Origin of the sequence: Leucobacter tardus (assembly GCF_017583045.1) — a bacterium.
GTDB lineage: Bacteria > Actinomycetota > Actinomycetes > Actinomycetales > Microbacteriaceae > Leucobacter > Leucobacter tardus.
On the sequence record NZ_JAGFBF010000004.1, the window covers coordinates 168,568 to 181,710 of the forward strand.

Below are 13,143 nucleotides of genomic sequence, written 5' to 3' on the forward strand. Positions count from 1 at the left end.
CCGACGAGTGGTGCCTCGATACGACCGAATGCTCAGACTACCCGACCGGCCGACGATGTCGGAGGCCATCGGTAGGGTGGCAGCATGCTCCGATTCGACGAGACCCAGCGCCTGGTGCTGGCCCTCGACGCCACCCGGCACGCGAGTGTGCTCGGTGCTCCGGGAACCGGAAAAACGGAGACGCTCATCGAGTCGTTCGTGAGTCGCGCCGGCGCGGACGGCTGGGAAGAAGGGGATCTGTTGATCCTCGCCCCGAGTCGTACTTCGGCCGCACGGGTACGGGATCGCGTGCACGACCGCCTCGGTCGCGCGTCAGGGGGCACCCTTGTCCGCACGCCGGCATCGCTCGCGTTCGCTCTGCTCGCCAGACGTGCCGCGGAGGAGGGGCGCGAACCACCCCGCCTGCTTACCGGCACGGTGCAGGATGAGCTGATCGGAGAGGTGATCGAGTCCGCGCTCGCCGCAGTCGACACGGCGCAGCCGCAGTCCTGGATCGAGCGATTCCCGGCGGAGCTGCTGCGCAGTGCACCCTTCCGAGCCGAGCTTCGAGAGCTCGGGCGGGTGCTCGACGACGCCGCGCTCGCGCCCGAGACCCTCATGCATCAACTGGAATCGTTGGTCGGAGAACGTCGTCAGGAGGCGGTGACGGCGCTGCCGCCGCACGAGCTCGTCGAGGTCTGGGCCGCCGCGCTCGGGCTCCTGGCGCAGGTCGCCGAGCGGACCGCCAAGAACCGCCCGGGCGAGCTCACGTCGAGCGGGTTGTTGCGCGAGGCATCGTCGATGGTGCGTGCGGCGGGAGCGGGCGACGGCATCGTCGGACTGCCGCGCCTGATGCTCATCGATGACGCCCATGAACTGACGGAGGGCGATCTCTCCCTCGTCGCAGCGTGCGCGGGGTTGGGCAGCCGAGTGTGGGCGTTCGGTGATCCCGATGTCGCGACGAGCGCGTTCCGCGGAGAACGGGTCGACTTGCTGACGCGGATGGACGAGGAGCTCGCGAGAGCCGGCGCCGGGTCGGGTGCGCGCGTCCCGCACTCGCGAACATCGCCGGCGCAACGAGTGGTACTGAGCACCGACCATCGCAGCGACCCGGCGATTCGCGCCGTGGTGAGCCGACTCACCGAACGGGTCGGGGCGGCGGGAGCCGGGGCGCAGCGCGTGGCGGTGTCGGCGCGTGCGCACGGGCCACACTCCGCAGGCGAAGACGACGCGGCGCAGGCCCGTTCCGCGACGCAGTTCGTGTCCGTCTCCGCCGTCTCCGAGCAGATCGGCGTCGTGGCGCACCGACTGCGCCGGCGACGGCTCGGACTCGACGGAGGGGCCGCGACCGCCTGGAGCGACATGGCCGTGGTGTGCCGCACCCGTGAAGAGGCCGGCTCGGCGGCGCGCGCGTTGGCGGGTCTCGGTGTGGTGACGGCGGTCACCACGGGCGGAATCGTGCTGCGGGAACAGCGCATCGTTCGTGAACTCGTGCGCCTGCTGCAGCACGCGCTCGGCATCGCACCGATGACGTCGGCCGATGTGTTCGAGCTGCTCGGGGGCGACATCGGCGGACTCGACCCCATCGTGCTGCGCCGGTTCCGCGCCGCGGTGCGCCTCGGCGAACAGCGCGCCGCGCGACAGGAGGAACGCGAGACGCGCGGCATCGACGAGCTCGTCGTCGCGGCGATCGAACGACCCGAGGCCGAGCCGATCGTCGACAGCGCAGCCGGACGAGCGGTCCGCCGCATTGCGCGTCTTGCTGCCGCCGGTACACGAGTCAGCTCGGCGGGGGGAACACCGCGCGAGACGCTCTGGGCGATATGGGACGCGTCGCACCTCGCGACGCCATGGCAGGAGGCCGCGCTCGATGGGCGCGGTTCCCGGGCCGACGACGCGCACCGACGACTCGACGCCGTGCTCGGCCTGTTCTTCGCGCTGCAACGCCACGAGGAACACGACAGCGAGGTGCCGATTGCGGAGTTGCTGGCCGAACTCCTGGCCAGTGCGGTGCCGGAGGACTCGCTCGCCGCGAGGAGCGCGCGCGAGGTCGTCACGGTCACGACGCCGCAGGGGCTGGTGGGCACCGACTTCTCGCTCGTCGCGATTCTCGGACCGCAAGACGGTGTCTGGCCGAACCTGCGCTCGCGCGGTGCACTGATCGGGGTCACCGCTCTCGAACGCTGGTTGCGCGGTGGCGCCGCCGAACCCCCGGCACGTCGCGACACGCTGCACGACGAATTGAGACTGTTCGCTCACGCCTGCTCCCGTGCTCGAGACGAGCTGCTTGTCGTCGCCGTGGCGGACGAAGATCACCACCCCTCGACCTTCTTCAGCATCGCGCATCCGCGTTTCGCCGGCGTGCTGCCGAGCTCGCGCCTCACGCTGCGCGGAGCCGTCGCCGAGATGCGACGCCGTCTCACGCGCGACCCGCTCGACGCGGAAGCGCGCGCGTCGCTCGCTGCACTTGCGCGCGAAGGGGTGCCCGGTGCGCGCCCCGACGAGTGGTACGGCGTGCTGCGACCATCGACGGAGTCGCCGCTCGTGGACCTCGACGGCGACCCCGAGGCCGTCGTCCGGGTTAGTCCGTCGCACCTGGACACCGTCGAGCGCTGCCCGCTCGACTGGGCCGTATCGCGGCTCGGCGGCGGGACCACGACGTTCAGCTCGCAGCTCGGCACGCTGCTGCATCGCGCGTTCGAACGCGTCGACTCCGGCGACCCCGAAGCCCTGCTCGCGGTCGTCGCGGCGGAGTGGGGGAGTCTCGAGTTCGAGTCGGGCTGGGAGGAGACCCGCGCGTTCCGGCTCGCGGAGCAGATGACGCGCGGGCTCGCCGAGTACCTCGCCGACTTCGCCGCGTCCGGACGCGAACTGGTGGGGCGTGAGGCCGAGTTCAGCGTGCGCGTCGGTCGCGCCGAACTCCGGGGAACCGCCGACCGCGTGGAGCGCGTGCGCGGAGCGGACGGCCGAGAGGAGCTCCTGGTCATCGATCTGAAAACCGGGAAGACCGCCCCGGGAGGGAGCGCACTCGACGAGCACGCGCAGTTGCAGGCGTACCAGTTCGGAGTCCTCTCCGGGGGCTTTGATGCGCACACGGGCAGCGCGGGTGCGGCGCTCGTATTCGTGCACCCCGGCGCGCTCCGCGCCCGTGACGGCGAGTACAGTCTGCGGGCGCAGCAGCCGCTGTCACCCGAGGCTCAAGGTGAGTTCGGCGAACGTGTCGCTGAGGCAGCGCGCGTCATGGCCGCAAGTGCGTTCACCGCGAGAGTCGAGCATCACTGCTCGGACGAACACAGCCCCGGCGGGGCATGCCGGCTTCACATCATCCCGGCGGTGAGCGCCGGATGAGCGTCGAAGGACACACCGAGGCGGCGTTCTCCGCCGTCGACATCGCGAAGCTGATGGCGGACGATCCCGCGGCAGCGCTGCTCCCGACCGACGAGCAGCGCGCCGTGATCGAGCACGGACTGAACGGCAGCACGCTGGTCGTCGCGGGTGCCGGGAGCGGGAAGACCGAGACGATGGCGAACCGGGTCGTCTGGCTCATCGCCAACGGGCTCGCCGACCCGGGTGCGATCCTCGGGCTCACATTCACGCGGAAGGCGGCAGGTGAACTCGGCGAACGCATCGTGCGGCGCCTGACACGGTTCCTGGACCGCGTCACCGACGCCGCAGACGGTGGCGCGCTCTCCGAGTTACAGCGCGCACAGGCAGACCACCTCGCCTCGGCACTCGAAGACGGACTCGTCCAGCCCGAGGTGAGCACGTACAACGCGTTCGCCTCGAGCGTCGTGCAAGAGTTCGGAGTGGCCGCGGGCGTCGCCGCCTCGGCGACGGTCGTCGATGCCGCCGGCGCGTGGCGTCTCGCGCGTGAGACCGTGCTGGCGAGCGAAGCTCCCGGTCTCATCGACAGCGATATTCCTCTGCCGACGATCATCAGACGAGTGATCGACCTCGACCACGCCGTCTCCGATCACCTGACGTCGCTCGACCGAGTCGACGCTGTGGTCGCCGAGTTCGCGCGCATCATCGAGCTGCCCTACAGCGAGACCCAGGCCACTGGGCGCGGAGGCAAACCCTACAAGGCGGTGGCGGACGCGGTCGAGGCGCATCGCGAAACCCCCCTCATCAGTCGGCTGGCCCGCGAATTCGCCGCCGCGAAAGAGCGCAACGGCGTGGTCGAGTTCTCGGATCAGGTGCGACTGGCCATGCGTACGCTCGAGTACTCCCGTGACGCGCGGACGACGGTGCGCCGACGCCACCGCGTCGTCCTGCTCGACGAAGTCCAAGACACCTCGGTCGGACAGACGCGTCTCCTGGCGAGCCTGTTCTCCGGAAGCTCGGTCATGGCCGTCGGCGACCCGCACCAGTCGATCTACGGGTGGCGGGGCGCGTCGTCCGACAACCTGCGTCGTTTCCACGCGTCGTTCGCGCCGACCTCTGAGCGCTCCGGCTCCACACTCACGCTGTCGACGAGCTGGCGGAACCCCGCCGGCATCCTCGCTGCGGCCAACGTCATCGCGGCCCCGCTCATCGCGGACGCCGCGGTTCCCGTCGAACAGTTGCGCGCGGCGCCCCACACCGGGGACGGCGTGGTCGACTGGAAGTACCCCGAGACCGTGACCGAAGAGTTCTCCGCAGTCGCCGAGTGGGTCGCGACGGGGCGAGCGCGCCGACTCCGCGACACCGGTCGACTGCCCACCGCTGCGGTGCTCTTCCGCAATCGACGGCACATGCCCGCCGTCGCCGCCGCACTCGGTGAACGCGGCGTGCCGAGTCGCATCATCGGTGTGGGCGGGCTGCTCGGCACACCCGAGGTGACCGATGTGGTCAGCACCCTCCGATGCCTCTGGTACGCCGAAGCCGGGAGCGAGCTCATCAGGCTCCTCGCCGGCCCCCGCTTCCGGATCGGCGTGGCCGACCTCGACGGTCTCCGCCGCTGCGCCACCTGGTTCTCCGAACGCGACGCGAGCCACCAACGGCTCACCGAGGCCGACCTCGCGGAACGACCGGTGCTCTCCGACGCGGACCAGCGCGTGACGCTGCTCGACGCACTCGACGAGATCGCCGACATGCGCGACCTCGATCATCGCTCCCTGGCGGCGATCAGCGCGGTGGGGCGCGAGCGTCTGTGCGAGGCCGGGCGCATGCTGCGTCGTCTGCGCCGCAGCGTCGGAGCGGGGATCCCCGAGCTGATTCGCGCGGTCGAGCACGAACTCCGGCTGGACATCGAGCTCGATGCGCACGAGCGGAGCGGTCACGACGGTTCCGCCGTCGCACGCGCCAATCTCGACGCGTTCACCGACCTGGTCCAGCGATTCCTCACCGTCGATCAGCACGGCACCCTGGCATCCGTGCTGGCCTGGCTCGAGCGGGCGACGGAGGACGACGAACCGGCCGAGCACGTGCCCGAACCCGAACCCGGCACCGTCGACCTCATCACGGTGCACGGTTCCAAGGGGCTCGAGTGGGATCTCGTGGCGTTGCCGCGGATGGTCACGGGCGAGTTCCCCGGCCCATCACGCGAGGGGCGGGGCTGGCTGCGGCCCGGCCAGTTGCCCGACGAACTCCGCGGCGATGCCTCCGGACGACCTGAGCTGCGCTGGCGGATCGCCGAGACGCAGCAAGACCTCCATCGCGCCATCAACGGATACACCGAGGGACGCGGCGAGGACGCCGAGTACGTGCCCGGGTATCTCGACGCGCTCGCCGAGCGTCACGCGGCGGAGGAGCGCCGCCTCGCCTACGTCGCCATCACGCGCTCGGCGGACGCGCTGCTGCTCAGCGGTTCCTTCTGGGCCGGTCAGCAGAAGCCGCGCATCCCCTCGACCTTCCTGCGCGAACTCGACGCTGCCGGGATCATCAGCGGGGTGCCGGAGGCGAGTCGCTGCGAAGCCGACCCCAGTGACCGGCCGGAGCGCACGCTGAGCTGGCCGCAGGATCCGCTCGGCCGGCGTGCTGCGGCGGTGCAGCACGCCGCCGAGTCGGTCTGCGCCGAGCTCGCGAGTGATACCGCTGATGGGGTGACCGCTCCCTCCGTCGACCCGACGGTCGAATTGCTGATCGCCGAGAAGCGCAGCAGTGAGGACCAGGGCGCTCGCGGACGCAGGGGCGAGGGTGCGGCATCCGGCCGCATCACCGCCTCAGGTTTCCACGAGTTCATCGACGATCCCGAGCGCGCCGACCGTCAGGCGCGGCGGCCGTTGCCCGTGCGACCGTATCGGCGGACCCGCGTCGGCAACCGGTTCCACGAGTGGGTGGAGCGACGCGCCACCACCGCCATCGGTACCGCGCTGCCGCTCGGGGGTCTCGAGCCCGAATCGGACGAGGTGCACCGGACGGAGTTCGACGGGGCAGCTGAGCTCGCGCCGCTCATCGCCCATTTCGAGCGGTCGCGTTGGGCGAACCTGCAACCCATCGCCGTCGAGCAAGAGATCACGCTGCCCTTCGCCGGCAGGCAGCTGGTCTGCAAGCTCGACGCCGTCTACCGGGTCGGCTCGGGCGAGGAGTCGCGCATCGAGATCGTCGACTGGAAGTCGGGCCGCCCGCCGAAGTCGGACGCCGAGCGTACGAACCGCCTGTACCAGCTCGAACTGTACCGGCACGCGTACGCTCGTTGGGCCGATCTGTCGCCCGATCGTATCGACGTGTCCCTCTACTACGTGGCGGAGGACATCGAGATCCGCGGCACGCATCACCTCGACTTCGCCGCGCTCGAACAGCTGTGGTTCGGTGCCGCCGAGAGCTTGTGACCGAGTTTCTCGGGGCCGATGATCACCGGTCTCGGTCGGGAGCGTCCTCCGGCTCGGATGCGTTGTCGTCGCTGCGGATGCGCACCGGTGCGACCTCGGGGGTCTCCTCGGGGTCGGCGAGCGGGTCGAACCCTGCGGTCTCCTGCACGTCCGGCACGTCGGCCTCGTCCGCTGCGGTGGTGTCGAGCGGTTCGATGAAGTCGGTGTCGGCGGCGAAGACGCGATCCTCATCCAACGCTTCATACTCTGCGGTGTCGGATCGACCGTCGTCGACGCGGGGAACATCGTCGAGCAACTGCGACAGCTCCGCTTCGCCGATCGCCGCGGATCGGGTGCGGGGTTCCGGGATCGAGGTCAACCGGTCGACGAGGCGATCCAGCATCGCGACCGCATCGTCGATGATGGTCTGGTCGCGCGTGTCGAGGCCGTGCATGAGCCATCTGGCGATCTCGAGCTCGTGGTACAGCACCGCTCGAGTGCGCAGGTGACCGCGATGACCGGTGTCGCGCTGCTGCCCGTACCGGGCGACGACGCTGTCGAAGACCTCCGACCCCGATGCGAGCAGCCAGGCCAGGTCGCTCGCCGGGTCCCCGATGGAGAACTCGCCCCATCCGAGTACCCCGGTCACTTCGTCTTCGGCGACGAGCAGACGGTCGAGAGTGAGGGAGCCGTGGATCGCGGTGGGCGCGAAGTCCCAGAGTTCCTGCTGACGAAGCAGCTGCTGCCAACGGTGCTGCACCGTCTGCGGGAGGAGCCTCGTCGCTCCCGCCCGCTCCACGAATCGGGCGGTCTCGAGGCGTACGTCTTGGGCTGATCGAATCGTCAAACCGCCTTGGATCACGATGCTGTGCGGAAGTTCGTGAATGGCGCTCAACATGTCGGCGATCGGTTGGAGCAGGTAGGCCCCGGGGTCGAGGGAGTCATCAGCGATGTGCGCACCCGCGAGGAAGGTGGTCACCACCGCGCGGGTATCGCCGGAGCGTGTGACTCCGCGCGCCTCGGGGACGGCGAAGGGTAGCCGAGCGCGCGCGCCTGATGTCAGTGCGGCGAGACCGAGCAGTTCAGCGGACTGCTCGGTCTCGGCCGAGGGGGTGCGCGGGATGCGGACGATGAGCTCCTCCGACTCCGCGGTCACGACCACGGAGGTGTACCCGCCCTCCGCTCCGCTCGTGTGCGTGCGAGCGCCGTGCACGATGAGGCCGGGGACCGCCGAGGTCGCGAGCGCGGCTAGAGTGAGAGGAGTACTGGCCATGTCTATCAGCGTAAGCAGCGCTCGGCCGGCTCGGCGCGCGCCACGCGCACCGACGCGCACACCGATCGCGGGGAAGGAATGCGATGCCCGACTCTCGCCCGCCACTCGCCACTGGAGCGTTCGACCGCGATGCGGTGACGCGGAGCAGCGAGGCGGCGCTCGCCGAGGCGTGGTCGGACCCGGTCGCACGGGTGCTCGGCATGCGAGGCTCGCTGGTGCCGGTGGTGTCCAGTGGAGACGCCCTGGCGCTGCGAACCACATCGGGTGAGTTCTCGCTGCGGGACGATCGCGCGGTGCGATCGTACCTCGGCCGTATCGACGGGGCACCGATCTTCGCGGAAGAACTCGATGCCGGCTCGACTGACGGATCGCACGAGGCGGGGGCGGTCGTCCCCGGTGCGAGCGCTGAAACGGATACGGGGCTCGCCGAGTCGCAATGGGCGCACCCCTTCGAATGCGCGGCACGGCTGGTGCCGGTCGAACGCGAGGTGCTCGCAGTCGCGGCTGCACTCGCGCGGTGGCATGAGTCGGCGGGGTTCTCACCTCGGGACGGGGAACCGCTCACGCCGACGATGGGCGGGTGGGCCGGCGTCGATCCGCACGGGGGAGAGCACTTTCCGCGTACCGACCCCGCGGTGATCGTCTTGGTCGAACACGAGGGGCGCGTGCTCCTCGGTTCGAACGCTCTCTGGCAGACGAATCGCTTCTCGCTGCTGGCCGGATTCGTCGAGGCCGGCGAATCCGCTGAGCACACGGTGGAGCGTGAAGTGTTCGAGGAGGCCGGTGTTCGCGTGGACCGTGTGACGTATGTCGCGTCGCAGCCGTGGCCCTTCCCGCGCTCGCTGATGCTCGGGTTCCACGCACGATTGGTGCCGGGGTCCGACCCGGACCAGCTCGAGCCGGATCGGTCGGAGATCTCGGAACTCCGCTGGTTCTCGCGTGACGAATTACGCGATCCGGCACCTGAACTGCAACTCCCCGGCTCCCTGTCCATCGCCAGGTGGATGATCGACGACTGGATCGCGGAGGGCGATGGCGCTGATGAGCGGGCCTGAGGACCTGCTCGCCGCACTCGACCCCGATCAGCGGGCGATCGCCGAGTGCTTGCGGGGACCGGTGCGGGTGCTCGCCGGAGCTGGAACCGGCAAGACCCGCACCATCACGCATCGCATCGCCTATGGGGTCCGCAGCGGTGTCTACGCTGCCGACCGGGTGCTCGCGGTGACGTTCACCCGAAAGGCAGCGGGGGAGCTGCAGGGCCGTTTGCGCGCGCTCGGCGCTGAGGGTGTCCGCGCGCACACGTTCCACGGGGCGGCTCTGGCGCAGCTCGGGTACTTCTGGCCGCAGTTCGTCGGGGGCCCCGCCCCCAAGGTGCTCTCCGGCAAGGTGGCCACGGTGTCGCAGGCGGTCGAGTCGCAGGGGTGGCGCTTCGGCGCCGAAGCGCTCCGGGACATCGCCGCGGAGATCGAGTGGCGCAAGGTGTCCATGCTCAGCATCGACGCGTACGCGCGACGAGTCGATGATCGTGCGCTGCCCTCCGGGATGCGCGCCGAGCAGATGGTGGAGGCCCATCGCGCCTACGAGCGCTTGACCGACGAGCGCAGGCAGATCGATTTCGAGGACGTGCTCATTCTGCTCACGGGCATGCTGGAGACCGAACCGCGTGCGGCGCTGCAGGTGCGGGAGCGGTACGGGTTCTTCACGGTCGACGAGTATCAGGACGTGTCGCCGCTCCAGCACGCACTGCTGCGCGTGTGGCTGGGGGGTCGAGACGAGATCTGCGTCGTCGGCGATGCCAGTCAGACGATCTATTCCTTCGCCGGGGCGTCGAGTGAGCATCTGCTGCGCTTCGGTTCGGAGCATCCCGGCATGCGCGCCTTCACACTGGAGCGGAACTACCGATCGGCGCCGGCGATCGTGCGCGCGGCGAACCGTCTCATGCGAGATCGTCCGGGTGCGCTGACCCTGGAGCCGCTGCGCGAGGGGGGCAGCGATGTGGCTCCGCTGTCGTGGTTCGGCAGTGAGCACGATGAGGCCGAAGCGGTTGCGGCGTCGATCGCCGAGCGGATCCACGTCGGGGTCCCGGCGTCGGAGATCGCGGTGCTGTACCGCACGAACAGTCAGTCCGCGCTCGTCGAGGAGGCGCTGACTCGCCGAGGGGTGAGTTTTCGAGTGCACGGGGGACAGCGGTTCTTCGACCGCGCGGATGTCCGCCAGGTCGTCATCATGATGCGAGGACAGGCGAAGGTCGCTGATCCGCGCCCCCTGTTTCAGATCGTCAGCGACATCCTGAGATCCGCCGGATGGACCGCGCACCCTCCGGAGACCGCCGCGGGTCGCGAGCGATGGGAGGCGATGAATGCGATCCTTGGGCTCGTCGACGAGATGCCGCCGGGGGCCGGGGTGCGCGAGTTCGCCGACGAACTGACCGCGCGGCAGAACGCGCAGCATGAGCCGACGCTCGACGCGGTGACGTTGAGCGCGATTCACTCGTCGAAGGGGCTGGAGTGGTCTCTGGTGCACGTCATCGGGTTGGTGGAGGGCACGCTGCCGATCGCGTACGCGAGTGATGAGGCCGGTCTCGAAGAGGAGCGCCGCCTGACGTACGTCGCCCTGACGCGTGCCAAGGAGGAGTTGCGCATTTCGGGAAGCGGAGGGCGCGCCGGTCGCCGCGGCGGCCGTCCGCCGTCGCGGTTCGCGGCGGAGGCCGGCCTCGAACCGCGTCCGCTCGACGCTGTGACGTGAGCGCAGCACCGCGCTCATCCCGACTTCGTGCTTGAGCCCGCCCCCCACGCGCACCCGCACGACCCGTGAGGGGCGACCGGTTCGCGCTGCGGGAGGCCGGCGAGAACGCCGTGGAGCACCGGAAAGCGCAGTCGTGAGCGATGCACGTCCGTCGCCCCGGCTCGCCAACGACGTGCGATCGCGAGGGCGATGACCGCGGCTGCTTCGGAGACGGGACCGGTCTCCGCTGCGGGCGCCGCGCCGACGAGCTGAGCGGCGAGCGCGGGCAGCGCGGGGTCGCGATCGACGTCGGCCAACGAGACGCAGTCGAGGCACGGACCCTGTGAGGTCTCGACGAGCGGTCCGACGACGAGGCTGTGGTCGGTGAACCGAATACGCAGCCGACTCGACGCGGGCGCGGAGAGCCGCGCGACGCTCTCGAGCGGCTCGATGAAACGTTCCACGACGAGCGTGAGGTCGGGGGCACGGCCCCTCGGGTCGCCGGGCGTGAGGATCTCGCACCCCGTCAGCGCGAGCATGTTCCGCAGCTCGCGCGGGGATCTTCCGCGGTGCTCGATCGCGAGAGCGAGCGGACGATCCTCCCGGGTTCCTCCGGGATCATCGCGAATCTCGATGAGAGCCGGGCTCAGCGTGTCGAGCGTCTCGTCGAGGTCGTTCGCGCTCACCCCGAGCGCGAATGCGGTGGAGGCGAGGTCGGTCCGTCGCACGCCAGTGCGCAGAGCGGACACGAGTCGCTGCACACCGGCGGACGGACGTTCGACCCGTGCGATCGCTCGATCGAATCCGAGGCGGAGCGTATGGATGTCCTCCCAGCAGAGCGGGAGCTCGGGACGGATCTTCAGGCGTGCGGTCGTCATGGATCCAGTGTGCGTACCCGTTGTCGTTCTCGACCGTCTATCCCCAACGAGGTAAGGCGATCGGCATTCAGGTGCGCATGTGGACGATCAGGCCATCAACTGACCTTCGGACCTGGCCCATCACTCGCATCGTCGGGACCGTCGCCAGGGCCGTCGCGGCCGTCAGCAGGCTCACCGTCCAGCAGTTTCGCGAGCTCGCGATCGAAGTCGTCGGCCTCAGCGGTGTCCGCGGACTCTCCGGCAAGACCCAGCCGCTCGAGCAGTCGAGCAGGATGAGAGATCTCCTCGGCACTCGGGAGGAGGTCCGGGTGGGCCCAGAGACCGTCCCGCGTCTCGCGTCCACCGACCTCACCGACGAGACGCCACAGCGCCGCGCCTTCTCGCATGCGTCGAGGCCGCAGCTCGAGACCGATGAGTGTGGAGAACGCCTGCTCGGCCGGGCCACCGGTCGCTCGTCGTCGTCGTACCATCTCCGCGATTCCCTCCGCCCCCGGAAGGCGCGATACCGCATCGGCCGTGACGACATCGACCCAACCCTCGACCAAAGCGAGCATGGTCTCGATGCGTTCGTGCGCAGCCTCCTGCGCGGGGGATTTGGGCGGAATCAGCGCGCCGTTCGAGAGCAACTCCTGGATGTCCTCGGGTCGTTGCGGATCCAGATCCCGAGCCATCTCCTCGATGCGGTCGGTCTCGATGTGGATGCCTCGTGCGAACTCGGCGATCGCGCTCGTGAGGTGCAGTCTGAGCCACTTCGTGTGACGGAAGAGCCGGGCGTGCGCCAGTTCGCGCACCGCGAGGTACAGCGTGACCGCATCCAGATCCTGATCCAACCCCGCGGCGAACGTCTCCACGCTGGAAGGGAGCAGCGCTCCACCCTCGTGACCGGGGCCCGACAGCAGCGGAACGCCCACGTCGCCGCCGGAGAGCACTTCGCCGGAGAGCTTGCCGATGATCGTGCCGAGCTGCACCGCGAACAGCGTTCCCCCGACGTTCTTCAGCATCGGGCCGGCATTCTGCAGTGCACCGCTGAGCTCTTCGGGCATCTGCTGCGTCAGCGCATCCATGAGTGCGGTGGTGATCGAATCGGCGACCGGCTGAGCGAATCCCACCCAGGTGTCCACCGACTGCTGCACCCAGTCGATGCGCGAGAGCGTGCGCGGGGCGTCAGGGGTGGTTCCGACATCGGTGACCTCGTCCAGCCACAGCGCCGCGACGGGGAATGCGCGGTCCGCGACCGCACGATCTCCGCGAGGCGCGTCGGCCCCTTCGCTGTTCGCCACATCGATCGCGGTCTTGCGGGTGATCGACCAGTCGATGCCATCGCCCTGCTGCTGCATCGCTCCCTGGAGGGTGGCGAACAGCCGCTGCAGCGCGGCCGGGTCGCCCGGAAGCCCCGCGGCCGCCGCGACCTGCGCCGGATCGAATCCTTCGGGAGTCGCCGAGGGATCCCCGGAGAGCATGTCTCTGAGGATGCGCTGCAGCTCTTCGAAGTCGCGGTTGTCGTTGGAATCCTGGGAGTCGTCGTGCTCGTTCATCGGTGTGCTCGCCTCACTCTCGC

General features: G+C 69.7%; 7 protein-coding genes. 4 read left to right on the plus strand and 3 right to left on the minus strand.

Going from position 1 to position 13,143, the window contains the following annotated elements:
- Positions 1 to 84 precede the first annotated feature (84 nt).
- On the plus strand, positions 85 to 3,327 hold the full coding sequence (locus J4H85_RS06380) for a UrvD/REP family ATP-dependent DNA helicase (protein ID WP_208237981.1): 3,243 nt from the start codon (positions 85 to 87) through the stop codon (positions 3,325 to 3,327).
- Positions 3,324 to 6,731: an ATP-dependent helicase gene (locus J4H85_RS06385; protein ID WP_208237983.1), complete on the plus strand. Its 3,408-nt coding sequence runs from the start codon at positions 3,324 to 3,326 to the stop codon at positions 6,729 to 6,731. The genes J4H85_RS06380 and J4H85_RS06385 overlap by 4 nt, the downstream gene beginning before the upstream one ends.
- A gap of 22 nt (positions 6,732 to 6,753) precedes the next feature.
- Here J4H85_RS06385 and J4H85_RS06390 read toward each other — a convergent pair whose 3' ends face one another.
- Entirely contained in the window at positions 6,754 to 7,983 is a 1,230-nt protein-coding gene (locus tag J4H85_RS06390; RefSeq protein ID WP_208237985.1) for a phosphotransferase, read from the minus strand.
- A gap of 83 nt (positions 7,984 to 8,066) precedes the next feature.
- Between J4H85_RS06390 and nudC the strand changes: the two genes are divergently transcribed.
- Positions 8,067 to 9,038: an NAD(+) diphosphatase gene (gene nudC / locus J4H85_RS06395; RefSeq protein ID WP_208237987.1), complete on the plus strand. Its 972-nt coding sequence runs from the start codon at positions 8,067 to 8,069 to the stop codon at positions 9,036 to 9,038.
- Positions 9,016 to 10,728: an ATP-dependent helicase gene (locus tag J4H85_RS06400; RefSeq protein WP_243893510.1), complete on the plus strand. Its 1,713-nt coding sequence runs from the start codon at positions 9,016 to 9,018 to the stop codon at positions 10,726 to 10,728. The genes nudC and J4H85_RS06400 overlap by 23 nt, the downstream gene beginning before the upstream one ends.
- A 14-nt stretch (positions 10,729 to 10,742) precedes the next feature.
- On the opposite strand, the gene J4H85_RS06405 is transcribed toward J4H85_RS06400, so the two are convergent.
- Positions 10,743 to 11,585 (minus strand): hypothetical protein, encoded by an 843-nt coding sequence (locus J4H85_RS06405; RefSeq protein WP_208237989.1) that lies wholly within the window; start codon positions 11,583 to 11,585, stop codon positions 10,743 to 10,745.
- 95 nt (positions 11,586 to 11,680) lie between these two features.
- Complete coding sequence (locus J4H85_RS06410) at positions 11,681 to 13,120, minus strand: zinc-dependent metalloprotease (RefSeq protein ID WP_208237991.1); 1,440 nt, start codon at positions 13,118 to 13,120, stop codon at positions 11,681 to 11,683.
- Positions 13,121 to 13,143: the final 23 nt, after the last annotated feature.